The sequence below is a fragment of the Dehalogenimonas formicexedens genome (assembly GCF_001953175.1).
GTDB lineage: Bacteria > Chloroflexota > Dehalococcoidia > Dehalococcoidales > Dehalococcoidaceae > Dehalogenimonas > Dehalogenimonas formicexedens.
Genome location: NZ_CP018258.1, coordinates 1,850,810 through 1,873,754 on the forward strand (window position 1 = coordinate 1,850,810; position 22,945 = coordinate 1,873,754).

Sequence of the window (22,945 nt, forward strand, 5' to 3'; positions counted from 1 at the left end):
AAGTGACATTCCGGCCTTGACCTGACCCGTCTGATGTTTTACTATTGTGCTCACTAATTCTTTCAGGAGTGGCACATGTTCAAGGTGGTTTTGAACAGGGATAACCTTGAAAAAGCAATGCTTCGCCACAACCTCTCGCGCAAGCTCCTTGCCAAGAAGATCGGTCTGTCGCCGAGTTACCTCTGCCGCATCCTCGCCGGCAAGCAAGCCCCGACTGCCGCAGTACGCCAGCAACTTCTCGACTACTTCAAAGGCAGTTCGTTCGACGACCTGTTCACCATCCAGGAAAACGGGGCTGGTAATGACGATTGAAGCCGATCGGGAAGACTTTGAGAACGGTCTGCGTATCTGGGCCCGCATGATCGCTAGGGCTCACCTGAAGAATTTGGCCAGAACGAAAGAAATCAACACGGAGGGAGAAGGAAATGCCGATCAAGGGAATTACCGGGGTCATCAGGTTGCCGAGGCTGGGGAAAATCAGGCTGGGGCTGCAAAGGGAGTCTAGCGAAGGGTTCTCCTATCCAGTCCCGACCGACTACTTCGTCTGCCCGGATGAGGTGAAGAAGGTCTTTGGGCAGTGTCCGACCGAGCTTTCGGTCATGCTGCCGACCGAAAACCCGAACCAGTGGGCCAGCCAGTACCTACGATGCTACTCGGCCTACCGCGGCCTCATCTGCCGCGGCGACGGCGAGACGGCAGTGGCCAGGGTGAACACGAAAACCGGCCAGGTCGCCACCCACGAGGATGCTGAGACCGAACTAAGGGAAATCGCCTGCAGCCCAAAGTCGTGCCACCACTACGAAACCGGCCGCTGCAAGCGGGTGATGAACCTCCAGTTCCTCATCCCCGACTGCCCGGGCATAGGCGTCTACCAGCTCGACACCGGCTCGTATCATTCCATCCTCAACGTCAACAACAGCCTTGACCTGATCAAGAGTGCCTGCGGCCGGCTGTCGATGATTCCGCTTTCTTTAAGGCTTATCGAGAAGGAGGTCGACATCGAGGGCAGGAAGAAAACGGTCCGGGTGCTGCTACTGACCTCCCATTCTACCTTGGCCGAGATCCAGAAGCTCGCACAGATGCCGCCGAGCGAAGTGCTGCTCCTGCCGCCGCCCGACAGCGCGGTGCCGGACGACCTTTTCCCCGAAGAGGCAATCAATATCAATAAGGAGAATATCAGGCTCGAAGACGGTGCCACCGAGCGCGACCTCATCAGACTCTGGGACAAGGCCAAGAGCAAGGTGTGGCAACTCGATATTAGGGAACACCAGCTCAGGCAGTGGTTTAGCAAGCACTGCAACATCGATGTCGAGATACGAGATTTCAACTGGCCGCTACCGCCGGCGAAATTCACCGCCGAGGGGCTTAACCGGTTCCTTAAAGCAGTAGACCGCGACACCGCATGTTAGTCAGAACATGACCACCAAAGACTCACGCGGCGAAAAGACCGCTACTGCCGACGCGTTCAGCGAGGCCGTGCCGGAACTCCTGGAGAGTCACTTAAGGCATCTCCTGGATGACACCGGCCTCGACCTCGACATCATCCGGGAGCGGAAGTACCGGAGCATCGTGTGCAAGGCTGAGCTATCAAGGCTCGGCTTTGCACAGTCGCAACAGCATGTGCCCGGCCTCCTAATCCCTTTGTGGGGCGTCGACGGGCAGGCGGCCGGGTACCAACTCCGGCCCGATAACCCCCGCACCAACAACCAGGGCAAGATGGTGAAATACGAGCTGCCGGCAGGGTCGGCAAACCGGCTCGACTGCCCGCCCCGCTGCCAGAAAGCTCTCGGCAACCCCAAGGTGCCGCTCTGGATCACCGAGGGCTCCAAGAAAGCCGATGCCCTGGCCGGCCGCGGTGCTTGCGCCATATCCGTCACCGGTGTCTGGGGATTCAAAGGCAAGAACGAGTTCGGCGGCGTGACCTTCCTCGCCGATTGGGACTACATCGCCCTTAAAGAACGCACCGTTTACCTCGCCTTCGACTCCGACATCATGACCAAGGAGCCGGTGAGGAAAGCACTGTCTCATGTCGCCGAGCACATCCGGCGTAAAGGGGCGAAAGTGCAAATCGTCCAACTGCCCCAGTTGGAAGGCCAGGGCAAAACGGGCATCGACGACTACCTGCTCAAGTATTCCCTCGCCGATGCCGAAAAGCTGGTCGGTGAGTTCAAGCTGGAAGAAGAAGACCGGGAGCGGTATGTCTCCGGTTTCATCCTCCGCGACGGCACGGTGGGCGAGATGGTGGTCGATGAAGATGACCGGTATTTCATGGTTTCAGACGGTGGGGCAATCAAGAAAGTCTGGCAATACGACACCTCGAAGGTGACCTACCTGCCGACCACCGATTCGCTGGTCGGCCATGTGGTGCACTTCGCCCCCGGCGCCGCGCCTTATGACTCTCAGGCAAAACTCTTCGGAGAGATAAAGGGCTTTATCCACCGCTATATGGAGCTGCCGTCTGATTTCGAGGAGATCGCTTCGCTCTACGTCCTCTTAAGCTGGGTTTACGAGTTCGCCCCTTCGATTCCATATCTCCGGGTGATCGGCGACTGGGGCACCGGCAAGACACGTTTTTTGCAGGTTGTCGGCAGCGTGTGCTTCCGCCCGATGTTTGCCTCGGGCGCTACCACGCCGTCGCCGATCTTTCGCATTCTGGAGCAATTCCGGGGAACGTTGGTGCTTGATGAAGCCGACTTCAAGGATTCCTCAGCCTGGACGGAGATGGTGAAGCTTCTCAATAACGGCTACCGGCCAGGGATGCCGGTCCTTAGAGCCGACAAGGAAAACGGGAAATGGTTTCCCCGCGGCTACCAGGTGTTCGGGCCGAAACTACTGTCGACCAGGTTCCCATTCAGCGACGAAGCCCTCGAGAGTCGCTGTCTGACGTCCGAGATGATGCCGCTCACCCGCGAGGACATCCCCCGCGTGCTGCCGGCGTCTTTCGACAAAGAGGTCGGGACCCTGCGGTCAAAGCTGCTCACCTTTCGCCTTCACAACCTTTGCCGTCTCAGGGGCAAGACCTTCGGCAACGAACTCCTCGAACCCAACCTGCAGCCGCGCCTTCAGGAGATACTCATTCCGATGAAGGCCATGCTTAACGGCGACCACGCCATGGCGGAGGCGCTGGGCAGTTTCGTCCACCGGCTACAGGAATCGCTTTACACCAGACGCCGAGAAAGCGACGCCGGACGGGTGCTTGCCGCAATGATTGAACTGCACCGGGAAAACAAGGAACTGTCACTCAAAAACATCGCAATAAGCGCCAGCGCCATGGATGAAGAGGAGGCTCCATTCAACCCGGAAAAGGCTGGCTGGCTGACCCGGCGGCTCGGCTTTCAAAAAGAGAAGGGCAGCAGCACGCGGCGAAGGGTGGTCTGCTGGGATCAGGCAAGGGTCGAAAGCCTGATCAAGCAATATGGCCTTAAGCTCGAACCCCCCGTATCCGAGAAAAAACCTTTCACTCCTTTCGAACCTTTCGAAACAGCTTCAGATTCCCCGAAAGGTTCTCAAGCGAAGGAAAAACCTTTCGCTGAAAAAGCCGGAAATTCGTCGGATTTAGCTTTGGAGGGGACGAAAGGTTCTGAAAGGGCGGAAAAACCTTTCGAAAAACCTTTCGTACGTGAGCCTGAACGTGAGGCGAAAGGTTTGAAAGGTTCGAAAGGTTCTGTAGGGAATACGGCGTCTTATCATCAGCCGGAGGGAACGACATGAAGAAAAAAAGGACTCTCTATGAATGCGCCCATGCCAGGGCGTATGGGAAAAGGATCTTCTGCCGGAGGGGGTTCCCTCTGTCCGACAAGGCGGGAAACGGCGGCATCGACATCATACGGCTGGCCCGCGGCGAGCCGTTGGCGCTCGACATCTGCCAAGCCTGCCTCGATTTCAACCGACTGGGACCGGCCGTCCCGGATGGGGAACGCGGTTGGCTCAAAAAGAAAGAGGTGTCAAAAAGATGATCGATTTTCTGGGAAGACTCTACGAAAGCTTATGGGGCCGGGTCGGCGGGAAACCCTGGACCGAGATCATCCGCGACGACCAGAAGAAATCGCCCCTCTTCTTCATGCTTATCTTTCTCGGCCTGGGTATGCTGCTTGCAAGGCTCGGCGGAAAGTATTGGTGGCAGATTCTTATCGGCTTTTTCCTCGGAATCCTGTGCGGCCATTTCTGGTGGTGATGCCATGGAAGAACGCTTCAACAGAATCAAGAGGATACAGCAAGACCTGGCAAACGAGCTTCAAGTGTTCATGTGCGAGCTCTTTACCAGCGCCGCCGACCCAACCACTGTCATGAACTTCGCCCAGAGGCTCGGCGTGGACGTTTCGGCTGGTAAGCATTTGCCGCCTCAACCGCCTGCTCAGGATCCCTACAGGGTCCTCGGCTGTGACCGGGGGACGCCGCAGGAGCAGGTAAGACGCCGCTACTTGGACCTACTCCGAAAGCTTCACCCGGACACCGCCGGCATCAAGGGCACCGAATACCTGACTCAACTGGTGACCGAGGCCTTCAAGAAGATCTCCGTCGAGAGGAGGTGGTAAAGGTGAAGGATGAAAGTGTTCTGGAACAACTTTCCGAGATCGCAAGATTCGAGGCGTCGGTCGACATGGACAAGAACTACCGTATCGGCTGGGGCTGGCGGCAGGTCCGCATCTGGCCGGCGACGCTGTCGAAACTCTTCAAAGAGGGTTATCTCGAAAATGTCTTTCGCTCCAACTCCCACACCGGCTACCGGCTGAGCGAACTCGGTAAACACCTTCTTTCGGCCGAGAATGCGCCGCCCCAGGCGCGCCAGGGGCCAAAACTGGCGGCACCCGATTCTCTATTTGCGGATATCATCGGGCATGACGGCGTAAAAGAGCTTCTCAGGGCTTCACTTCTTGCCGAAAAGCCGGTGCATGTCCTTCTCACCGGACCGCCCGCCCTGGCCAAGACGCTTTTCCTCTGGGATATCGAAAAGGCCGGCGGCGAGAAGGCCATCTGGTTGGTGGGCTCGGCAACATCGAAGGCCGGTCTTTGGGACCTTGTTGCCGGACGCGAGCCTTCCATCCTTCTTATTGACGAAATCGACAAGATGAACGCAGCCGACACCGCGGCGCTTCTGACCATGATGGAAGGCGGCCGGTTGATCCGGGCCAAAAGGGGCCGCGAGCTTAACATCAACAATCCGCTGTGGGTGGTGGCCGCCTCAAACCGGTGCGAGAAATTGTCGCCGGAACTCCGGTCGCGGTTTGCGATCCGGATGTTGAATCCGTACGGCCGGGCGGAGTACCTCGCTGTTGTGAAAGGCGTCCTCGTCCGCTCAGAGGGCTTGAGCTCCGAGCTTGCCACGGAGGTCGCCGACCGCCTCGACGGCCTGACCCAAAACGTTCGGGACGCAATACGAGTGGCTCGCCTGGCGCCGCAACTCGGCGTCGAGAAGGCGATCAAATTACTTTTAGGAGGAGCGTCAAATGAAGACTGAAAAGGAAATCAGGCAGAAGCTGGAGTATTACCGGGGAATCCTTGGAGTCATCCAGGCTAAAAGGACCAGGACGAGGTCGAGCGGCTTCGGTAGAGGCACGAGGCCCTTTCCCGAGGACGCCCTGCACTTGCTCACTGCCGGGGCTAACGTCGATGAGGTGACCACCGATTTTCCTCCGGCCGAGCAGGAGTTCATCAGACAGTGGTTTGGTTCGCTTTCGGCAAGCGCCCTACAGCTCATCACCGCACTGGCCGGCATCCTCGGCTGGGTGCTCGATGAGGCCGAAGCGGTGGAGGGGGTGACCCCCCACCAGGCAAAATAGCTTCAAAATGAATGGTCTAAAGGTGGTTGAAAACCAACCAATTAGCTTTGTTGGCCGTAACCGATTCGAAACCGGCTTGCGTTTAATGCCAAAACCAGCCGTTAACCAGTCTAGCTTTGGCGGTTGAAAGAGAGGGTATATGAATGACCAGTTTGTCGAGAAGGTGAAGGAGCTTGCGGCGGGCGGCGATTCGCAACGCACGATTGCCGAGAAACTCAACGTATCCCGAAGCCAGGTACAGAAGGTGCTCGCCGCCCCGAAGGCACCATCGGACGACACTCCTCAGGTGGCCGAAGAACAGCTGCGGAAAATCATTCGTGAAGAACTGAAAAGCGCCCGCGATTCGGAGAAGACCGACGACAAGGAAAAGGCCAACGGTCAGTTCCCGATGGTCCGGAAAATGGGTGGCGGCATGGAGGTCATCTCTCCTGAGGCGGTGTTACGCCAGTACATGGGCGGTACGCCGGAGGAGGAAATTGAACTTCGAGCGATCATGAAGTTCCGGGCGTCCATGCTCATGGTCATGGACCTGGTGAATATCCAGAAGGGTTCGGCCGAGGCTGATGCCAAGCGCATGATCCCAATCCTAAGTCTGATGAAGGAGACCAGGGAAGAACAAGACGCCGCGGCCGCCAGGGCGAAGGCCTCGAGCGAAGAAATCGCCGACCGGGCAGCACATGAAACTGCGGCTCACCTTTTCAGCGCCATCTCCCAAAACAACACCCAAGTAAGTGGCTCGCTGGAACAGATCAGGCAGATCCTTAATGGCAAGAACGACGATCCGTTCAGCCGGCTCACGAACATGATGCAGTCCATGCAGAGCCTGTCGCAGATGTTCGGTATGCCGATGCCGGGCGTGATGCCCGGTGCCCCGCCGCCTGTCTCACCCGGTACCCAGCCGCCGCCAAACCCGCAACCTATCGAGCGATACAAGATAAACGAAACGGAGGAAAAAGATGTTTGATTTCATGCAGATGGCCAGCTCCCCCCAGTCTCAGGAGATGATGTTCCGGATGATGAGTCGGCAGATGGGACAGGCGCCGCCGGAGGTCAGGGACGCGGTTGCCCGGGTGGAAGTGATCATTAAAAAGGGCGAACGTGGTTTCGAGCTTCGTCTGAGCCGGAGCGACAACGCCAAAGTTGAAGAGATGACCAAGCAGTCGGTAGAGAGCTGGGTTGATCTCCTGAGCCGGGGCTTCCAGGCGGTAGGTTACAAGGTGAAGATCTATGAATAGCTGGATGTCACCGTTATATTCACTGCTTTTTCTGGCGTTGTGGCGGGTGTCATATGAGGCAGCAAACGGTATTGATCCGGGAGTGCCTTTGGACGCGCCAAAGGGACCGGAACAGAGTACTCCAACACGTCTGCCCCCTCTCCAAAAGAAGTGGACTGAAAAGGCGGTCCAAAAATATGCAGAGGCACAAGACAAGAAGTGGTCGAATTGGGTAAACTCAATGTTTGACCATGAGTGACAGGCGCATCTCCTCATTTAGCCTAGCAGTACCTTCGCTCTGTCGTGGATCGGTAAAGTAGTGAGTACGGCGTATAATAAGGGTCATGTCATCCTTTATTGAGGATCAAAGAATGCTTTGCCCTACTTGTTTAACCGAAATCGGCCGTACTAGACTTACTGCGATCAATGGTGTGACAACATGCCGAAGCTGTTCATCCTTTTTTCGGGCTTTGAGAGTTCCTTATCAGAATTGGTTTACTCCAAGCAATATATTAACAAGTAAATCGGTTAATGACCGCCATCCTGGTATTAATATTCAGTTATTGAAGAACGTGATAAAACGGTTGAATTTATCGGGCACTTATAATACGCCCGAGTCTATACGAGCGGTTTTAAATCGTCTATGCGCTTCGCTACATTTGCTTCTCACCAAGGAAATCAGTTCATTCGAAAAGTATGAAGCGATCACGGAGATTCTGAATCGGCTCGATTATTTATATACACTTAGGTCGGTTCAATTAATGGAATATTCGAGATCATCTATTCCACTAAACGAACATGTTGATCGCAATTTATTCTTCAATAAATTATTCGCGTCTTACGGGAAATCTCTCGAACTTATTCTTGAATCAGCCCTCAAGAATGATAGTTTTTCCAAGTACCCTTCTCATAATAAGAGCCCCTGGAACAATATACTTGAACTAGCTTCAGAAATTGTAACCATCAATCATCATGTGGAGACATTCAATCTGTTTCCAGAAAAAGGGGAACTTCAAATAACAGCCTGCTCATGGGATTTAAATTTTCCAGAGGAACAAGAGCAATTACTTAATTCGTTAATGACAGGCTGGTCGAAAGATGACGTCAGTCATAGCTTAGATAATAAAGTGGACAATGACTCGGCAGCAAGCTCTTCTGAAGACAGAATTAGCGAAATAATGCAATTATCCAATAATAATTATAAACTGATAGATGATACTTGGGAAGACCTTCAAGAGGTTATTTTAAAAACCAACAATTTCCATGTAAAAGAGTATGGATATGCTTTCAACCACAAACTCGCCGTCACCCTTCTTATTGCCAAATTGCCAAAAGCGTTAGATCGAGATTGGATAACGAAGGAAGAACTCATTAATTACATTAAAACTAATCTGAGTCTCGAACATGAAGAGTGTTCCTTCATTATAGATAGTCTTTCCTTGACAGGTCATAATCTCAGAGAAGAGAATGCTTATTATTTTGAATTCCGGCGGATTAATCGCATAATAAGAAAACCCTTGGTCGCGATTCCTGTAGGTAATACTAACGCCTATTTCGTCTCTCCTGCATTACTCGGTCGAGCAGCCCTACATCTCCAGATCGAATACTGTATTGGCAATAGCCCTGAAATGAAAAGTAACGACCTGAAAAAGGCTTACGGTCAGATTAGTCAAGGATACGCTGATTATTTTGTAAGAAAAAGGGTATCGCCTATTTTTGTGAGTAACGGATTTATCTGTGATCAGCTGATAAAAGAAATTGATGGTATTGATTTAAAGGATCAATGCGGTGAGTTGGACGTTGTGGCTTATAATCCAATCAATAACCAATTGTATGTCGTAGAATGCAAACATCGATCAGGCAAACACATCCATACAAGTCATTTCAGAAAAGAAATCCAAACCTACACAAAAGAAAAGGGGTATTTAACTCAATTAGTTAAAAAGGTGCAATGGGTGACAAACAATACAAATATGGTCTTAAAGCATTTGAAAGTAGATTGTACGATTCAACCAACAGTCAAAGGACTATTTGTGACCACGTTTTTTTCGCCTGTCTCTTTATTACAACAAGAAATAGAAATATTGACAATAGATGATCTGGCACCATGGTGTGCAACCAAAGTTAAAAGTCGAATATGTGAAGAAGGCCAAAGAATAAGGATCTCAAATTTGAATTCCTCGTGAGTCTTTCCCCCCGTTGTCTTTTAGCTGTCTTTGGGTCAGCACTGAATGCTGGATTTGAGACAAAGCTAAAATACCCTCGCCCTATTGACAGGCTGAATGGAGCCTGTATAATCTGAAATCGTAAGCCTCGTGAGCTTGCCGACTGAAGTTGGCTCACGAGGCTTTTTAATTTCAGCGGCAGCTCACAGGCTTCAACAAGGGGTCAGCACTCTGGATCGGCTAGGTTCAGGCTGACCCCTTTGCCTTTCCGACCAGAGTGCACCCCAAAGATTGTCCCGGCCGCGAACGGACCGAGACTAACAAGGAGGTGCCCGCATGGGTAAGTACGCCAGCTGGAACGACCTGGAAAAGAATGTCCCCGTCGCCTATCAGGAGAAAGCCACCCCCGAAGCCTTCCGCACCGGCATGAACGGCATCGCGCCGTCCGGCCTGAAGGTCAAGGAGGGCCGGGTAAACCACTATCGCGACGGCGTCGACGGCAAGGGTCCGGTCATGGTTAGCGGCTACAAGCGCGCCATGTTCGAATAGCGCCACCTTCGCCTGGCGCCCTCCCCTTGAGGCTTGTTTGAGATCCCATACCGCCGTCGCGGCGGCGGTATGGGTGATAGCCCAGGGGGGGCGGCACCAGGCTACCGCATGAAGATCAACCGAAAGCAGTAAGGAGAAAGCGATGTACAGAGCACAGCAGATCAGCGGGCCGTTCGCGCCGGGCCAGGCGGGCCCGATGCAGGTGGCCGGGCCTTCGGCCTATTACCCGTCCCAGACCACCGATCCCTTCTCGGGAATGTTTTCCGCCATGATGCCGATGATCATGATGGTGATGATGATGGCTATCATTATGCCCATGATGAAGGGCGTCACGTCCAAGGATTGAACCAAAACGAAGTTGACTATAGGAGGTAGCTAAGACATGTATCCCGCCCAACAGTTCAATACCCAGCAGCTCCGCCCGCAGCAGTACCAGTACGGCACCGTCGGCGGTTACTATCCTTCTCAGACCACCGACATGACCGGCATGTTCTCGGCGATGATGCCGATGATCATGATGGTGATGATGATGGCCATCATGATGCCGATGATGAAGGGCATCACCGGCAAGTCCTAGGCGACCCCGCTAGACAGGAGGAATGAAATTCATGACGAAAGAGAATATCCCGCAGCAGTACCCGGGCTACCCCGGGGCGCGGCCTCCCAAGGGTTGGGTGCCTCCGCTGGGGCAGTCCCTCGCCCTGCTCGGCGTCTACGACAACGAGTCGGGCAACTGGATGGGCCTGCCGCTCCAGGTCTTCCGCGAGGCCCTCTTATCCGCCGAGGCCATCCACACCGAGGACCGCATCGACGAGCGCCACAAAACCGAAGTTACGGTGCCTGACGCTTCTGCTCAGGACACTGTGAAGACCGTCGAGCTCGAAGTGCCGGCCGGCGAAGTCTGGTTTCTGAATCGCCTCAACCTCGTCACCGAGGCTGAGGTCTCCGGCAACATCCGCGTCTCGAAGTTCCCCAAGTCGGACACCATCGATAAAAAATACATGGGCACCGACCAGGCGGCCGGAGCTAGCGCCAACTACGACCTGGCCGAGGCCGGGCAACTCGGCGCCGATCTCCGACTTGTCGGCGGCGACAAGCTGACGGTGGTCGCCACGGTGACCGCCGCCGGCGGCACCACCGCTGCTCGCAAGGTGACCCTGAATCCGTTTGGCCGCAAGGCAAGGCGGCTAATCTAAGCGTAGGGAGGCTTCCCATGCCCTATGCGATGGTGCCGCCGGGCTACCGGGCGATACCTCTGGGAATCGCCGGCAGCATAGAAGGACTGGGCGCCTTCGCCCCGCTCGAAGAGAGCTCGGATGAAGGCGCTCTTTTCTTAGCCCGGCTCGATCTCGAGGAAACCCCTTCTGCGGAGATGCTGGCGCAGATGGAGCAAGCCTTTACCGATGCCGGCGTCGAGCATTGGCCGGGTTACCAGTACGTCGTCCATGCAGATTCCGGCCGGACCTCGGTATACCTTGCCTGGCAGAAGGGCATGGCCTGGTTGCCGATCATTGCCGGCATCATCGGCTTCATCGCCCTGCCGCCGCTTGTCGGCACCGTCATCTGGTGGCTGATCCCGGAGGACGTGAAGAACCTCATCTCGAGCCTCATCAACATGGGCATGATGCTGCTTGTTATGTTCATCCTGATGCAGGTGATGAAGCCACTCACGGCACCTTCAAAACCCAAGAAACTACCCGAGGCAAAAGCATGAACGGCTACCCAGTGGAATATAACCAGTACCAGTCGATGTTCTGGCAGGCGGCCGTTTCGGGCGTTATCAGCATCGCCATGATGGTCGCGATGGGCGCCTGGGCGCTCTCGATGGTAAGGAAAGCCCTCAAGGGCGAGGACGTGGAGTTCCCGCTGTGAGCCGGGCACTTTCGGTGATGGGCGGCGCAGCCGGCGATGTCTTCTGGGATCTGCCGCCGTGGCTCTACTACACTCCGGGCTACGACCTGGGACTTTCTGTCTATGTGGCTAATCCCACGGACGTCGAGCAGGAATACGCCCTCTTGGCCCGGCTGTCGCGGGATACGACCCAGATCAGCGAGGAAGCCTTGCCGGTCTTTGGTTACACCTGGTTTGAGGTCGAGCCTGGGGACGTCGAAAAGCTCAAGGGTTCTTTGCGATTTTCCGAGACCAACGCGGTCTTGACGCTGCTTCTACACGAGAAAGACAGCGGCGAGGTCATCGACTCGGTGGCCACCATGCTGGTATCTCCGGGCAGCTCGGTGCTACCGCCTGCCTGGCCGGGAGCGCCGGTGAACACTGGCACCAGTGGCTTCGATTGGACCTCGCTCATGGGCTTCATGCTGCCGGTCTTGATGCTGGGCATGGTTGCTTCGGCGACCAAGTCCAAAAAGGACCAAGCCAAGAAACTTGAGCCGGGAAAAGAGCCGGTGAAACAGTTGCCGCTGGGGAGGGGAAGCTGATGCCCGGCGAGTTTTACATCGAGGGAAACAAGGCAAAGCTCTCTCTCAAGGTCATCGAGGCGGCCGTCGCCAGCCTGGAGGCGAAACTTGAGGCGGTCAGGAGTCAGACCGACAAGCTTGCCGGCGAGGTGCCTTACGTAGGTTTCGCCGTCGCCGACTGGCAGGCCGCCGAAAGCAACTTGATCGTCGTCGGAGCGCCCGGCGCGAAATACAAGCTGCACGACCTCTCGCTCGGCATCCAGAACCTTGCCGGAACCCAGGTCACGGTCCGGTTGTACAAGAAGATAAACGGTGTTGAGCGAAAAGTTTACGCGCAGTTATTCGATGCCACCGCTGACGGCCCAGGACTGCCGGTGGTGAACGGGAGTTGGGCGATCCACGACACACTAAGGGTGACCGTCCAGAGCAACGACCCTGCCGATAACGGCAAGGCAATCGACTACGACTTTCTACTGGAGGCGATGTAGGTGAGCCTTTTAGTAAAGGCAAAATCGGGAGCGACCAGGCTGTCGGAAATCGAAATCGACACCGACAAAGACTGGGGCGGAAAGAGCCTCAGCAACCTCGGCGGGATCGGTCCTTCGATGCAGCCCGGCGACATCATCTATCGGGGCGCAAGCGTCTTTGAACGGCTCGCCTTGGAGTACGGTAATGGATACAACGTCCTCAAGGCGCTGAATCACGGAGCGGGCCGGCCGGGCTGGCTGGACATCCAGGAACTCATCATCTACATGACCGGCGCGGTCAACCGGGTCGCCGCCCCGCCACTCCTCGTCATGCCGAGACCGTCCATGGTCCTTATCGCGGCCGAAGACCACTCAGGCGGTGCCTTTACGGCCGGCAAGATACTTTCCTTTGCGGCGCCGGGCATCGCAGTTTTGAGCGAAGCCCGAGTCGATTCGGCTCAAAACAAAGCCATACCACTAGCAGTCCCGGCGCCGAGTATTGGCGTGACAGCGCAACTAGTTTAGGAGAAAAACGGAAATGAACGAACGATTCTACATTGAAGACCTAAAGCTGGAGACCAAGTATCGCCGCTTCGAAAAGCTGGGCACCGAGCTCAAGCTGCCCGTTTTTAAGACCTTTCTCGAAATGGAGGTCCTCGACAAGGATGGGAACACCATCCATGCCCACAAGCAGCGGAGTCACTCCTGGAACCGCAACGCATATAACTTCTTGTTTTCCCAGATGGCTGCTTACGGCCTCACCGGGACCAACATATTCGAGGCCGGCGCCATATCCCTCAAATGGACCACCGGAAGCATCTACCCCAACGGTTCCAACTGGGGTTTGAACAAGGTTGGCGGTTGGGATGAGGATATCAACCTCAACGACCGGTCAACTAACACCGGGTTGCTGGCTACCGCCGGTTCAACGGATAAAGGCATCATCGTCGGCACCAACAACTTTCCCGAATCGTTCGACGGATACGTCCTGGGAGCCGCGATCGCCAATGGTTCAGGGGCGGGGCAAATGGACTATGCCCAGTCGGACCTCCATGTGGTGAGCTACGACGCACCTACCAAGACTCTCACAGACACCCTGATCCGGTACATCAACAACAACTCCGGCGCGGCTATCGGGATCAACGAAGTCGCCCTATACGGCAGGGTTAAATTCAGCTCGGCCGGAACCGGCTCGATCATGTTTTCCCGCGACCTCCTGGCATCGACAGTCACCGTGCCCAATACCGGCCAACTCAAAGTGACCTATACCATCCAGCTGGCCTACCCGGCATAAGGAGATGAAATGCGCTACGCCATCATTCCAAAAGGTAAAAGCCTGACCGATATCGAGGTCGAAGCAAAAAAGATCGGCGCCCGGAACCTGAAAAAGGCGGAGGTCATCGGCCAGATCTTCTGTGAACTGGACCAGGCCCAGGCCGAAAAGCTGGCCGCAGTCTCGGGGCTGGTGCTTAAGCCCCTCAAGGAATACGGCACCAGTCAGATGACCGCCCAATCGCCGCCGGCCGAGAGCATCTCAGACGTCTTCTATTTGCTGCGGAGCTACTTCGCTCCGCCGATCACCGGCACCGGCCTTACCGTAGCCGTTCTGGATAGCGGCGTCCGGAAGACCCACCAGTCGCTCTTGGGCAAGGTGGTCTATGAAGCCAACTTCACCGAATCGCCGACCGCCGCCGACGTCTTCGGACATGGCACCCAGGTAGCTTTCACCGTGGCCGGCGGGCACCATGCCCTGGGTGAGAACTCCGGGGTATCGCCCGGAGCCGTGATCATGAACATCAAGGTTATCGGCGACGAAGGCATCGCCTCCGATGAGGCTATTGTCCTCGGCATCGACCGGGTGTGCGACCTTGCCGAACAGGCAAGGACCTCCGGGCTTTTCCCGACCGACGACCTATATCCCAATGTGATAAACCTCTCCCTCGGCGGTGAGGATGACGGCGATCCGGACAATCCGGTCCGGGTCGCGTGTCGCAAGGCGAGTCAGGAATACGGACTCGATGTCATCGCCGCGGCCGGCAACACTGGCCCCAAGATGACGACGGTAATGTTGCCGGCGTGCGAGCCAGAGGTCATCGCCGTAGGAGCTGTAGAGACGTTCGGCGAGCTGCTTGTCTGGGAGAGGTCCTCGCGCGGGCCGACCGTCCAGGGCGAGACCAAGCCGGATTTTGTCATCTGGGGCACCAACCTCGAAATGGCCTCGGACAAAAACGACGAAGACTTCCTGGTGAAGTCGGGAACGAGTTTTGCCGCGCCCATGCTGGCAGGCCTTACCGGACTTCTCTGGGAGAGCGGCCGGCGGGCTTATGGCGAAGGCTGGCAGTACCGCTGGACGGCGGCAAGAGATGTGGCGCCTTATTTTTCAACCAAGCCGCAAGACGCGCCACTTAGCAAGGACAATGCCTACGGCTTCGGACTGCCGGCCATGGGAGCCATGCTCGGCCAGGTGATGAGTAGCGCTTCGCCTAACGCCCAAACCACGGAGATGGTGCAAATGATGACGGCCATGATGATGATGGCCGGCGTAATGGGAGCGATTTAGATGAACAAAGGCATGATCGCGGCGATTGTAATCGAGCTTGTCGGTATCGGCGCCACCGGCATCGGTATCGGTATCGAACTGGCGAGCAATGTTGATTTCGGGCTTGTAGTGACCACTTCCGGCAGCTGCCTCATTGCTATGGGCGGCGTCATCTGGGGCAAGTTCATCTGCATCAACCGCAGGAAGGATTAACGGCCGTGGAGAGACTATATATCGCCCTTGCCGCCTTGTTCGGGGGGATCGTTGCTGCTGGTCTTGGCTGGCTGGAAAGCGGGGAAGCATTTGATCTCCGGAAGTTCGGTGGATCTATCGTCCGGTCCGCAATTGCCGGAGTAGTTATCAGTCTGGGTTCCGGCGTTGCCGGTCCGGTCGATGTCGCTGTCCTTTTCTACGCCTTCCTGGGCGGTGCCGGTGTCGATGTCATCGGCAACCGCCTAGCAGGAAATTTTGGCAACGGCAGTTTCCCTATGACGCAGAAAACTCCAGAGGATGCTGAGGAGAGTTAAATGGCGCAGTACGCCGATATCGTCTCCATCGATGCACCGTCCGAGGCCGCCTCCGGCAGCCGGGTGGATCTCACGATCCGGGTGAAGAACACCTATTCCGCACCGATCGCCATCAAAGTGGCGGCGACGCTGGAATACGGTGTCTCGCCCTATCCGGGCGCCGTTATCCCGGTGGACTGGGCCAACGTCGACGCGCAGGTCACCTGGCCGTTCTCTGGCTATTTCTACATGCCCGGCCAAAAGGTGACCATTCGCGCTAAAAGCTTCTGGTACGGCGCCGACGGAGTGTGGTATGCCGACGACGAGATGACAAAGACGGTGAACCTCGGTTCGGTCGGGTCGCCCAGCATTTCGGACTTTCGCATCGCCGATTTCGCCAAAACATAGGAGGAAAACATGGCTCTCAAGAAACTGGAACTCGAACTAAAGGCCTTTAGCGCATTGGGGGAAGGTGCCGTTGCGCTGTCGGAGGACCCGGTTTTGCCGGGCTGGTACGTCGACCCGGCAACGGGCGCTCGCGTCTTCTATGACCCGGTGGCCGGCAAATTCTTCACGGCCGCGGGCGGCGTCTACATCCCCCTCGGCTATATAAACCCGGCGCCGAAGCAGGTGGCGATCGCCCCCGGCGACCGGCTCATGGTTTCGATCTCATTCAAGTACACCGGCCCGGCGGTCAGCGGCGTCACCGGATACTACTGCATCGGCACGAACGGCATGTTCGGCTTCGATGAAAAGCTGGTGCAGCAAACGACATTCAGCATCCCGCAGGTGACGACTCCGCCGTCGTATCCCAATGTCACCAACTCCTACGTGTTCACGATCCCATCTAACGTCGACACCAACTGGGACGACATCTACGTGAAGATATTCGGCGGCAGTCCCAGCATCGGCGGCCAGGCGACGACGAACTACCTTTTCGGCTACGAAAACGCACTTTTAGTCGCCGGGATCCAGCCGACGATTTCGGAGTTCAAGATCTCGGACTTCGCCAAGGTGTAGGAGAGGATCGTGGTACTCGATATCGCATTTGCGCCGATGGCGCTTTCACCAACTACCTTCAATGCCGGGGACACCGTCCGGGTGACGGTGTCCTTCAAGTACGTTGTTGGCGTGACCAAAACGGTGAAGCTCCTGGCCGGTCCCTATTCGACAAATCTTTTTGGCAAGCACATGGTGGATGTCTGTGTCGGTCTGGCCGACCTCGTCCTTCCGGCCAGTTCGACACCGGCCGAGGGGAACGGCACGGTCGATTTCCTGCTTGTGCCCAAGTCAAGCGGTGGCATCGACGACGGCACCTTCGGCCTCCGCGTCTGGATCGAAGACACGAACGCCGTGGCCGAACAGGATGCCGTTATCATCGTCTCCGGCAACTCTTCGGGCGGCGACATGCTCTCAGGGATGATGCCTATGCTCATGATGCTTCTCATGATGGGCATGATCTTGCCTATGACGCAAAATCTGGGTGAGGAGTCGGGCTAGTGGGCAAGGCTTACCTGGAACCGGGCGACGTGGCCAAGCTCGAAGACGCGGCGCAGTATCTCCGGGACCGGTTGTTGATCCGGCTCTTGTTTCACCTTGGCTGCCGGGTGTCTGAGGCCCTCGCGCTTCGGCTCAAGGACATCGACATCAGACGCGGCACGGTGACCATCGAGCACCTGAAGTCGCGAATCCAGTTGTCATGCCCCGGCTGCAGCGCGCGCCTGGGCAAGGCACACAGGTATTGCCCGGGCTGCGGGCAGCCGGTCGAGAAGGCAGTCGCCCAAGAGAGAGAGCATCACCGTTACCGGACGCTGCCGGTGGATAAGACCACGCTTTCCCTACTCAAGGAGTACCTCGGTCGCGGCGGCGCTGTCGAGAGAAATGGCGAAAAGTGCCTTTTTGATCTTCGTCGTAACCGTGCCTGGCAGATCGTGACAGAGTGTGCCGAGCGCGCAGGCCTTCCGCGCCTGGTGAACGCCGAAAGTGGCAAGACTCACAATGTCAGCCCCCACCGGCTGCGGGATGCTTTTGCCGTCCATGCGGTGAAGGCGGACGACTCGGGCGACGGGCTGCGGCTGCTGCAGGAGCACCTGGGCCACCGGAGCATTGTCACCACTATGAAATACCGCAAGGTTTCCGGTGAAGAGCAAAAAGAGTGGTATCGGAGACTGTGGAATGGAGGAAAAGCAAATGGGTAGGTATACCAACCATGAAGAGTTCGGGGTGAACGCCCCGATCAACTACCGCGAGGACACGACCAGCGATTCTTTCCTTGAAGGCATGTCGGCGATCGCGCCTCCCGGCATGCGACCGAAAAGAAGCCGCGGGGAGAAGTTCGAGGAAAAGACCGATTTCAAGGCCTCGGCCAGGTGGCACCGCAACTTCGACCTGGCCATGTTCGGCGGATCGGATATCGGGGACACCGACTTTGAGAACAAGCAGCTGGGTCTTGAGAGCAAGCGGAACGGCATCAAACGGATCCCCGGGAGGCGGTAATGGCCGGCCAGGTGAAAATAACTATCAAAGACAGAGAATGGATCGCCGCCGTGGCGGCCGCCCCCTGGGAACTTACTCAGGGCTTGGGTGGTCTGCCTGGGCTGCCCGCGGCGACCGGGATGTTCTTTGATTTGGGATACTCTCGGATTGTTGAAGTGACCACGGCACCGATGTTTTTCTCACTCGATATCGCTTTCCTTTCCGAGGATTTCGTAGTGATTGACATCTACCGCGACATTTTGCCCGGGTACCTGGTGACTTCGGCTTTACCGGCACGGTTCTTCATCGAGGTGAATGCCGGCGAGTTGGAAGGAATCGAGGTTGGCGACAAGGCCTCGGTCAGCTGGCTTCCACTCCAGGAAACGCCGCCCATGGCGCCAGATTGGGCAAGTTCCATTGCTCTACTCGGCGGTTCCCTGGCAGCCGGGGTGTTTCTGATCGGCTTGTCCCGCCATTTCGCCGATACTGTTGTCGGCTCTTCAGGATCAGAATTGCCGACAGCCGCTGGGGACCAGTCAGCCAAATGCGAGATCGTGAAACCTCGGAGCTACGACCTGATGAGCTGGGTCGGCGCGCCGGTGCCGGACTACAGCTTTTCCATCGAGCCGGAAGCCAAAGAACGCCGCATCGATGAGGTCTTAAAGCAACTCAAAGATGGCGTCGACGGCATCCAGTCAAGCAGCCATTTCCGGAACTTCCTGCTTACCATGTCGAAGTTCCACGACTACTCCATCGGCAACCTGATTCTCATCGCCTCTCAGAATCCTAACGCTACCCGGGTGGCCGGCTTCAACACTTGGAAAGATCTCGGCCGCTGGGTGATGAAAGGTGAGAAGGGAATTGCCATCCTGGCACCGTGCCTGCCATCGAAATCGAGTCTGAAAACCGAGCCATCAGGCGAAGATGAATGCCGGAAAGATGACGAGGAAACAGAGAAGCGGGAGCTGCTGCGGCCAATCTATTTCAAGGTGGTCTATGTTTTCGATGTCAGTCAGACCGAAGGCAAACCGCTGCCCGAATTCGATGTTCCGGTGCTCACCGGCGAAGCCAATGAGGAGCTATTCGACGATATTACGCATCTCGTCAGGAGTGAAGGCGTGCACGTCGGGTTTGACTCTAAGCCGTACCAGGATCCGGCCATAAAGGGTTTCTTCTCCGGCAAGGAAATCTGGGTCAGGCCTGAGGAATCGCGGGCCCAACAGTTGAAGACGCTTATCCACGAGGTGGCTCACTACTATTCCGAAGGAGTCTTCCACATTCCGAGGCGAGATGCCGAAACCATCGCCGAAAGCGTTGCCTTTGCCATCGGCGCCCACTTCGGCTTCGATACCGGTACCAGGTCCTTCCCCTACGTCGCTCTCTGGGCGCAGGATAAGAAGGTCCTTGAACGGAATCTGGCCTCGATCCGCCAGGTGACCACCAGAATCATCGAAGGCCTCGAATCCCTGGCAAAAAAGCCGGCAGGGGTGGTATAGGCCGCGCCAATGGAGATGGAGTTGAGACCGAGTCGGGGCGGTTTCCTTCGGCCGTTCGGCTGCGGTTGGTTCATCCGGGAGTACCTCCTGGGAAACGGGCCGGAGGGTTCGCCGCGGATCGACCGGGAGCGCGGCGCGCCGCAGGCAGACATCAACTACGAATACAAGGAAGCGCTAGCCAGGGCGACGGCAAGGGAGAGGTCCGAACGGATCATCAGCAAGCAAGTGGTCCGGGGCGTAGATGTCACCGAGGAATATGCCGAAGAAATCTACCAGAAGCAGCTCAAGAGGGTTTCACGGAAGTTCACCCACATGCGGTATCACTCATTCTTGATGTATTTCGGCGTGCTCAAGAGGTTGGGGTGGGTGGAGGCGACCGAAAGGATGGAACCGTCGGCAATTCAAGACAATTACCCCGATGCCCCGGAGCGGACATATTACCGACTGACCCGGGTAGGAATCTCGGCCGATGACCGGTCTTGGGCGAATCCACTATTCACTTTGTATCCCGAAATCGGACCGAACCACCTGAAAAACAATTGACCACAAAAAGCTATCTCGAACCGCAAGATATTGGCTGCTTGATTAGCGCCGCCGACAATTTACGCGACAGGCTGCTGGCCACCATGTTATTCCATCTTGGCTGCCGGATTTCAGAAGCGTTGGGAATAACGGTCGATGACATCGACCTCGACGGTAGGGCCGTCACGATTAAGCACTTGAAATCCCGCATCAAGCTGAAATGTCCTAAATGTGGCTCTGCTCTCGGCCTGGCAACCGTTTTCTGCCCGAAATGCGGGGACAAGGTAGAGGCAGCGGTCAAAGAGCTGAGAGAGCATCGCAGGCAACGGGTGCTGCCGCTGGACTGCGACCTCGTCACCCTGCTCCGGGAATATATCTCCAACGGGAGCCTGGTATGTCGAAACGGGAAGCACCTCCTTTTCGGAATCAACAGGCACAGAGCCTGGCAAGTTATCAAAACCCTCGCCGAGAAAGCTCAGTTGCCGAGGATCATCAACAACGAATCAGGCAAGGTTCATCACGTTTCACCGCACAAGCTTAGGGACGCCTTCGCCGTCCACGCAGTCAAACACAACGACACCGGCGACGGTCTGAGAATGCTTCAGGAACATCTTGGTCACCAGAGCTTCAACACTACGGCACGGTATCGTAAAGTCGCCGGTGAGGAGCATCGGCGTTGGTACGACGACCTCTGGAAGGATGGTGACCCTGCTAAAGCCTAAGTGGGGCACTTCCTTTTGAGCATCTCGCTGGGGGATGCTGCACATTCGCAGATATTGTTGCGAGGCTATTAAACAAACTCTTGCTTGCCTAGCAATTGTTCGAGCCAATTTTTATGAAACATCGGAATAAAAACCTGCGCGTACCACGTTGAACACAAAACCACGTAACATCTTTATTACGAGTAAATAGCATGTTTAAATCACAATATCCATCAGTCCCACGGTGTTGTGCTCAGACAGGAAAGAGTCATCCGGACCAAATGCCCACATAACCTCGTTGTTGCCCTTAACCAAAATGCGGTGTGTTAAGTCTCCAGGATTTGATTTACGTTTGAATTTCAATTGTAGTAATACCATCATTTTCACTTCCTGACACCAAGACACCGGTAGGATTAGTATCCAATGAATGAGTTCCCGTGAAGTCGATATGCATAAATTCATTGAAGACGACTTGCCCATTTTGAACAAACCCAATAAACGTGTCAGAATCCCCAGCATGTGCATCGGAAGAAAGTGACAACGCGGCCCAGCCAGTTGTCCGAGCTTTGAGTCCAATATATACGTAGGTGGTATCAGAGCTCCAACTAAGGTTAAATATATCATTGTAAATCTGGGTCTTTTGGTATTTACCTGGTGGAAAATCGAGCGATCCAGAAGATGCACTTGTCGTAAGGATGGGTTGGCTGTTGGTATCTCGGGTGTTGTGCTTGAGCTATTACAGCCGGCCAAAATTGAAACCGAAATGAGCGATGCTAATGCGGCGAGAGTTGTTGGCACCAGGGTTTTGAACACGAGTGCGACTTTATTGCCATTATTCTTTAAACCTCAATGAGTGTTAGATTCGAGTTTTCACACACTCTAACCGTAGGCTACCCTATTAGTTGGTATACTTGGAAGTGCTTAGATTCCAATTCCATCAGGCTCATATCCCAATCAAAGATGAGCAAACTATTTTGCATTCCTGAATGACTCAGAAGTCGTCGCCCATCTTTGGAAACGACACTTTCTCCACCGATCCAATCAACGTTCTTTTCAGTGCCGGTGCGATTGCATACCCAGAGCGGGATACTGGCCTCTAATGTTCGCCTCTCCCAGCGGTCACCCGGACCATATTTCGCACCCCATGCGGCGGGACATATTAACAACTGGGCGCCTTTGTCCTTATGTTGCATCGCTAACTGACCTTCATAAATATCCGCGCAAATTAGAATACCAACATTCACTCCGTCTATTAAGACCGGTTGAATCGTCTCTCCTGGAGTTGACCAGCCTTCTTCTAAACCTGGATGAACCATAATTTTCCGGTGCTTTCCGGCAATCTTTCCCATTGAATCGATGACATAAGCCGTGTTATGTAAGTTCCCAGTTGCAGCGTCGCGCTCCGGTTGGCAAATGATAAGGTTCAACTTCCTTGATGATGCTAGGGTTTGCAGCCTTCCTAACCATTCATCCGATGCGGAAGGTATCCAGTCGGTGCCGACAACATCGGAGAAAAAGTAACCGCAAACGGCTAATTCAGGGGTAATGATCCAGGTGGCTCCCAAATCGGCCGATCTCAGTATTCCCATTTCAATTAGCTTTCGGTTATGGGTTATTTCGCCCGGTTTAGGACTTATATGCAACAAACTCACACGTGTCAACATTTCTCACACTCGCACCCGGTAACCAGATCGGCAACCCCAATTACCTTTTCGTTGGCGTAGTTTCCAGTCAGGATGATTTCGGTCTTGCCATGATCAACTTTCAACAATTCCAAGATTCGTTCCCCTGAAATTCTTTGCTCGCCCCTGCTTAAGACTTGGTCGAAAACCACCACATCGAAATTCTCGCCCCCAGCATTCAAGAATGTACTATCGGAGTCGAGAAGAGAGAATTTGTCGCTTGAATCTACCAAGTCAACAACGACACCAGGCAACCGATTCAGTGTTCCCGACCTGGTAATGTCTTCGGCAGAAGCGCTACCAAAAAAGACGATATGCACTTTAAGACCGTAACCTGCTGCCCTGATCGCGGTTCCGATGGCCGCCGAAGTCTCAACATGACCTTCACCGAGAAACACCTGGATCATGCCTTTCCGTTCGGTCATCGCCACATCT

Annotated in this window: 35 protein-coding genes; 32 read left to right on the forward strand and 3 right to left on the reverse strand. The window is 55.4% G+C overall.

Features of this window, described 5'->3' with window-relative positions; translation table 11 throughout:
• The first annotated feature begins 75 nt into the window (after window positions 1–75).
• The 32 genes from Dform_RS09635 (at window position 76) to Dform_RS09795 (ending at window position 20,849) form a co-directional block, all read left to right on the forward strand.
• On the forward strand, window positions 76–312 hold the full coding sequence (locus Dform_RS09635) for a helix-turn-helix domain-containing protein (protein ID WP_058439969.1): 237 nt from the start codon (window positions 76–78) through the stop codon (window positions 310–312).
• A gap of 113 nt (window positions 313–425) precedes the next feature.
• Window positions 426–1,409, forward strand: coding sequence for a recombination directionality factor (locus tag Dform_RS09640; protein ID WP_058439970.1), 984 nt, complete (start codon window positions 426–428; stop codon window positions 1,407–1,409).
• A gap of 7 nt (window positions 1,410–1,416) precedes the next feature.
• On the forward strand, window positions 1,417–3,711 hold the full coding sequence (locus Dform_RS09645; protein WP_065128761.1) for a DUF3854 domain-containing protein: 2,295 nt from the start codon (window positions 1,417–1,419) through the stop codon (window positions 3,709–3,711).
• Entirely contained in the window at window positions 3,708–3,956 is a 249-nt protein-coding gene (locus Dform_RS09650) for a hypothetical protein (protein ID WP_058439971.1), read from the forward strand. The genes Dform_RS09645 and Dform_RS09650 overlap by 4 nt, the downstream gene beginning before the upstream one ends.
• The gene (locus Dform_RS09655; protein WP_058439972.1) at window positions 3,953–4,174 is read left to right on the forward strand and encodes a hypothetical protein; all 222 of its coding nucleotides are present in this window, start codon (window positions 3,953–3,955) and stop codon (window positions 4,172–4,174) included. Before Dform_RS09650 ends, Dform_RS09655 begins: the two co-directional genes overlap by 4 nt.
• A 4-nt stretch (window positions 4,175–4,178) precedes the next feature.
• The gene (locus Dform_RS09660) at window positions 4,179–4,535 is read left to right on the forward strand and encodes a J domain-containing protein (RefSeq protein ID WP_058439973.1); all 357 of its coding nucleotides are present in this window, start codon (window positions 4,179–4,181) and stop codon (window positions 4,533–4,535) included.
• A gap of 65 nt (window positions 4,536–4,600) precedes the next feature.
• Window positions 4,601–5,458: an ATP-binding protein gene (locus Dform_RS09665; protein ID WP_083496471.1), complete on the forward strand. Its 858-nt coding sequence runs from the start codon at window positions 4,601–4,603 to the stop codon at window positions 5,456–5,458.
• Entirely contained in the window at window positions 5,448–5,780 is a 333-nt protein-coding gene (locus tag Dform_RS09670) for a hypothetical protein (protein WP_058439975.1), read from the forward strand. Before Dform_RS09665 ends, Dform_RS09670 begins: the two co-directional genes overlap by 11 nt.
• A 139-nt stretch (window positions 5,781–5,919) precedes the next feature.
• Complete coding sequence (locus tag Dform_RS09675) at window positions 5,920–6,744, forward strand: type I phosphoribosyltransferase (RefSeq protein ID WP_058439976.1); 825 nt, start codon at window positions 5,920–5,922, stop codon at window positions 6,742–6,744.
• Window positions 6,737–7,015, forward strand: coding sequence for a hypothetical protein (locus Dform_RS09680; protein ID WP_058439977.1), 279 nt, complete (start codon window positions 6,737–6,739; stop codon window positions 7,013–7,015). The genes Dform_RS09675 and Dform_RS09680 overlap by 8 nt, the downstream gene beginning before the upstream one ends.
• 740 nt (window positions 7,016–7,755) lie before the next feature.
• A complete protein-coding gene (locus Dform_RS09690) occupies window positions 7,756–9,180 on the forward strand; it encodes a hypothetical protein (RefSeq protein ID WP_144437109.1) in 1,425 nt (474 codons plus the stop codon).
• A gap of 315 nt (window positions 9,181–9,495) precedes the next feature.
• Window positions 9,496–9,708 (forward strand): hypothetical protein, encoded by a 213-nt coding sequence (locus Dform_RS09695; RefSeq protein ID WP_058439980.1) that lies wholly within the window; start codon window positions 9,496–9,498, stop codon window positions 9,706–9,708.
• Window positions 9,709–9,850: 142 nt separating this feature from the next.
• Window positions 9,851–10,054: a hypothetical protein gene (locus Dform_RS09700; RefSeq protein WP_058439981.1), complete on the forward strand. Its 204-nt coding sequence runs from the start codon at window positions 9,851–9,853 to the stop codon at window positions 10,052–10,054.
• A 36-nt stretch (window positions 10,055–10,090) separates the two neighbouring features.
• Window positions 10,091–10,285 carry a hypothetical protein gene (locus Dform_RS09705; protein ID WP_058439982.1) on the forward strand — a complete coding sequence of 65 codons (195 nt, stop codon included), beginning with the start codon at window positions 10,091–10,093 and terminating at the stop codon, window positions 10,283–10,285.
• A 22-nt stretch (window positions 10,286–10,307) separates the two neighbouring features.
• Window positions 10,308–10,904 carry a hypothetical protein gene (locus Dform_RS09710; RefSeq protein ID WP_225973679.1) on the forward strand — a complete coding sequence of 199 codons (597 nt, stop codon included), beginning with the start codon at window positions 10,308–10,310 and terminating at the stop codon, window positions 10,902–10,904.
• A 17-nt stretch (window positions 10,905–10,921) separates the two neighbouring features.
• A complete protein-coding gene (locus Dform_RS09715; RefSeq protein ID WP_058439983.1) occupies window positions 10,922–11,422 on the forward strand; it encodes a hypothetical protein in 501 nt (166 codons plus the stop codon).
• Complete coding sequence (locus Dform_RS09720; protein WP_058439984.1) at window positions 11,419–11,580, forward strand: hypothetical protein; 162 nt, start codon at window positions 11,419–11,421, stop codon at window positions 11,578–11,580. The genes Dform_RS09715 and Dform_RS09720 overlap by 4 nt, the downstream gene beginning before the upstream one ends.
• Window positions 11,577–12,143: a hypothetical protein gene (locus Dform_RS09725; protein ID WP_058439985.1), complete on the forward strand. Its 567-nt coding sequence runs from the start codon at window positions 11,577–11,579 to the stop codon at window positions 12,141–12,143. The genes Dform_RS09720 and Dform_RS09725 overlap by 4 nt, the downstream gene beginning before the upstream one ends.
• Window positions 12,143–12,610: a hypothetical protein gene (locus Dform_RS09730; RefSeq protein ID WP_076004819.1), complete on the forward strand. Its 468-nt coding sequence runs from the start codon at window positions 12,143–12,145 to the stop codon at window positions 12,608–12,610. The genes Dform_RS09725 and Dform_RS09730 overlap by 1 nt, the downstream gene beginning before the upstream one ends.
• Entirely contained in the window at window positions 12,611–13,114 is a 504-nt protein-coding gene (locus Dform_RS09735) for a hypothetical protein (RefSeq protein WP_076004820.1), read from the forward strand.
• A gap of 13 nt (window positions 13,115–13,127) precedes the next feature.
• Window positions 13,128–13,883 carry a hypothetical protein gene (locus Dform_RS09740; RefSeq protein WP_076004821.1) on the forward strand — a complete coding sequence of 252 codons (756 nt, stop codon included), beginning with the start codon at window positions 13,128–13,130 and terminating at the stop codon, window positions 13,881–13,883.
• Between the two features lie 9 nt (window positions 13,884–13,892).
• Window positions 13,893–15,149, forward strand: a complete 1,257-nt coding sequence (locus Dform_RS09745) for a S8 family serine peptidase (protein ID WP_076004822.1) — start codon at window positions 13,893–13,895, stop codon at window positions 15,147–15,149.
• A complete protein-coding gene (locus Dform_RS09750) occupies window positions 15,150–15,341 on the forward strand; it encodes a hypothetical protein (protein WP_076004823.1) in 192 nt (63 codons plus the stop codon).
• 5 nt (window positions 15,342–15,346) lie between these two features.
• Complete coding sequence (locus Dform_RS09755; RefSeq protein WP_076004824.1) at window positions 15,347–15,655, forward strand: hypothetical protein; 309 nt, start codon at window positions 15,347–15,349, stop codon at window positions 15,653–15,655.
• Window positions 15,656–16,042, forward strand: a complete 387-nt coding sequence (locus Dform_RS09760) for a hypothetical protein (RefSeq protein WP_076004825.1) — start codon at window positions 15,656–15,658, stop codon at window positions 16,040–16,042.
• Window positions 16,043–16,051: 9 nt separating this feature from the next.
• On the forward strand, window positions 16,052–16,654 hold the full coding sequence (locus Dform_RS09765) for a hypothetical protein (RefSeq protein WP_076004826.1): 603 nt from the start codon (window positions 16,052–16,054) through the stop codon (window positions 16,652–16,654).
• Between the two features lie 9 nt (window positions 16,655–16,663).
• Window positions 16,664–17,134 (forward strand): hypothetical protein, encoded by a 471-nt coding sequence (locus Dform_RS09770; RefSeq protein WP_058439894.1) that lies wholly within the window; start codon window positions 16,664–16,666, stop codon window positions 17,132–17,134.
• Window positions 17,134–17,832: a tyrosine-type recombinase/integrase gene (locus Dform_RS09775; RefSeq protein WP_076004827.1), complete on the forward strand. Its 699-nt coding sequence runs from the start codon at window positions 17,134–17,136 to the stop codon at window positions 17,830–17,832. Before Dform_RS09770 ends, Dform_RS09775 begins: the two co-directional genes overlap by 1 nt.
• Window positions 17,810–18,130, forward strand: coding sequence for a hypothetical protein (locus tag Dform_RS09780; protein WP_225973680.1), 321 nt, complete (start codon window positions 17,810–17,812; stop codon window positions 18,128–18,130). Before Dform_RS09775 ends, Dform_RS09780 begins: the two co-directional genes overlap by 23 nt.
• A complete protein-coding gene (locus Dform_RS09785; protein ID WP_058437521.1) occupies window positions 18,130–19,605 on the forward strand; it encodes an ArdC-like ssDNA-binding domain-containing protein in 1,476 nt (491 codons plus the stop codon). Before Dform_RS09780 ends, Dform_RS09785 begins: the two co-directional genes overlap by 1 nt.
• Window positions 19,606–19,620: 15 nt before the next feature.
• Entirely contained in the window at window positions 19,621–20,148 is a 528-nt protein-coding gene (locus tag Dform_RS09790; protein ID WP_225973756.1) for a hypothetical protein, read from the forward strand.
• Window positions 20,145–20,849 (forward strand): tyrosine-type recombinase/integrase, encoded by a 705-nt coding sequence (locus Dform_RS09795; protein WP_058437524.1) that lies wholly within the window; start codon window positions 20,145–20,147, stop codon window positions 20,847–20,849. The genes Dform_RS09790 and Dform_RS09795 overlap by 4 nt, the downstream gene beginning before the upstream one ends.
• A gap of 325 nt (window positions 20,850–21,174) precedes the next feature.
• On the opposite strand, the gene Dform_RS11860 is transcribed toward Dform_RS09795, so the two are convergent.
• From Dform_RS11860 to Dform_RS09810, 3 genes are all read right to left on the reverse strand, one after another.
• The gene (locus tag Dform_RS11860; protein WP_083496287.1) at window positions 21,175–21,525 is read right to left on the reverse strand and encodes a DOMON domain-containing protein; all 351 of its coding nucleotides are present in this window, start codon (window positions 21,523–21,525) and stop codon (window positions 21,175–21,177) included.
• Window positions 21,526–21,718: 193 nt separating this feature from the next.
• Complete coding sequence (locus Dform_RS09805; protein ID WP_065128646.1) at window positions 21,719–22,492, reverse strand: carbon-nitrogen hydrolase family protein; 774 nt, start codon at window positions 22,490–22,492, stop codon at window positions 21,719–21,721.
• On the reverse strand, window positions 22,486–22,935 hold the full coding sequence (locus tag Dform_RS09810; protein ID WP_076004829.1) for a cob(I)yrinic acid a,c-diamide adenosyltransferase: 450 nt from the start codon (window positions 22,933–22,935) through the stop codon (window positions 22,486–22,488). The genes Dform_RS09805 and Dform_RS09810 overlap by 7 nt, the downstream gene beginning before the upstream one ends.
• Window positions 22,936–22,945: the final 10 nt, after the last annotated feature.

Bases quoted from the DNA above. Each gene is read 5' to 3' on its own strand.
- Dform_RS09635 (WP_058439969.1), top strand. From the start codon at position 76: ATGTTCAAGGTGGTTTTGAACAGGGATAACCTTGAAAAAGCAATGCTT.
- Dform_RS09640 (WP_058439970.1), top strand. From the start codon at position 426: ATGCCGATCAAGGGAATTACCGGGGTCATCAGGTTGCCGAGGCTGGGG.
- Dform_RS09645 (WP_065128761.1), top strand. From the start codon at position 1,417: ATGACCACCAAAGACTCACGCGGCGAAAAGACCGCTACTGCCGACGCG.
- Dform_RS09650 (WP_058439971.1), top strand. From the start codon at position 3,708: ATGAAGAAAAAAAGGACTCTCTATGAATGCGCCCATGCCAGGGCGTAT.
- Dform_RS09655 (WP_058439972.1), top strand. From the start codon at position 3,953: ATGATCGATTTTCTGGGAAGACTCTACGAAAGCTTATGGGGCCGGGTC.
- Dform_RS09660 (WP_058439973.1), top strand. From the start codon at position 4,179: ATGGAAGAACGCTTCAACAGAATCAAGAGGATACAGCAAGACCTGGCA.
- Dform_RS09665 (WP_083496471.1), top strand. From the start codon at position 4,601: ATGGACAAGAACTACCGTATCGGCTGGGGCTGGCGGCAGGTCCGCATC.
- Dform_RS09670 (WP_058439975.1), top strand. From the start codon at position 5,448: ATGAAGACTGAAAAGGAAATCAGGCAGAAGCTGGAGTATTACCGGGGA.
- Dform_RS09675 (WP_058439976.1), top strand. From the start codon at position 5,920: ATGAATGACCAGTTTGTCGAGAAGGTGAAGGAGCTTGCGGCGGGCGGC.
- Dform_RS09680 (WP_058439977.1), top strand. From the start codon at position 6,737: ATGTTTGATTTCATGCAGATGGCCAGCTCCCCCCAGTCTCAGGAGATG.
- Dform_RS09690 (WP_144437109.1), top strand. From the start codon at position 7,756: ATGGAATATTCGAGATCATCTATTCCACTAAACGAACATGTTGATCGC.
- Dform_RS09695 (WP_058439980.1), top strand. From the start codon at position 9,496: ATGGGTAAGTACGCCAGCTGGAACGACCTGGAAAAGAATGTCCCCGTC.
- Dform_RS09700 (WP_058439981.1), top strand. From the start codon at position 9,851: ATGTACAGAGCACAGCAGATCAGCGGGCCGTTCGCGCCGGGCCAGGCG.
- Dform_RS09705 (WP_058439982.1), top strand. From the start codon at position 10,091: ATGTATCCCGCCCAACAGTTCAATACCCAGCAGCTCCGCCCGCAGCAG.
- Dform_RS09710 (WP_225973679.1), top strand. From the start codon at position 10,308: ATGAAATTCATGACGAAAGAGAATATCCCGCAGCAGTACCCGGGCTAC.
- Dform_RS09715 (WP_058439983.1), top strand. From the start codon at position 10,922: ATGCCCTATGCGATGGTGCCGCCGGGCTACCGGGCGATACCTCTGGGA.
- Dform_RS09720 (WP_058439984.1), top strand. From the start codon at position 11,419: ATGAACGGCTACCCAGTGGAATATAACCAGTACCAGTCGATGTTCTGG.
- Dform_RS09730 (WP_076004819.1), top strand. From the start codon at position 12,143: ATGCCCGGCGAGTTTTACATCGAGGGAAACAAGGCAAAGCTCTCTCTC.
- Dform_RS09740 (WP_076004821.1), top strand. From the start codon at position 13,128: ATGAACGAACGATTCTACATTGAAGACCTAAAGCTGGAGACCAAGTAT.
- Dform_RS09745 (WP_076004822.1), top strand. From the start codon at position 13,893: ATGCGCTACGCCATCATTCCAAAAGGTAAAAGCCTGACCGATATCGAG.
- Dform_RS09750 (WP_076004823.1), top strand. From the start codon at position 15,150: ATGAACAAAGGCATGATCGCGGCGATTGTAATCGAGCTTGTCGGTATC.
- Dform_RS09760 (WP_076004825.1), top strand. From the start codon at position 15,656: ATGGCGCAGTACGCCGATATCGTCTCCATCGATGCACCGTCCGAGGCC.
- Dform_RS09765 (WP_076004826.1), top strand. From the start codon at position 16,052: ATGGCTCTCAAGAAACTGGAACTCGAACTAAAGGCCTTTAGCGCATTG.
- Dform_RS09780 (WP_225973680.1), top strand. From the start codon at position 17,810: ATGGAGGAAAAGCAAATGGGTAGGTATACCAACCATGAAGAGTTCGGG.
- Dform_RS09785 (WP_058437521.1), top strand. From the start codon at position 18,130: ATGGCCGGCCAGGTGAAAATAACTATCAAAGACAGAGAATGGATCGCC.
- Dform_RS09790 (WP_225973756.1), top strand. From the start codon at position 19,621: ATGGAGTTGAGACCGAGTCGGGGCGGTTTCCTTCGGCCGTTCGGCTGC.
- Dform_RS09805 (WP_065128646.1), bottom strand. From the start codon at position 22,492: ATGTTGACACGTGTGAGTTTGTTGCATATAAGTCCTAAACCGGGCGAA.
- Dform_RS09810 (WP_076004829.1), bottom strand. From the start codon at position 22,935: ATGACCGAACGGAAAGGCATGATCCAGGTGTTTCTCGGTGAAGGTCAT.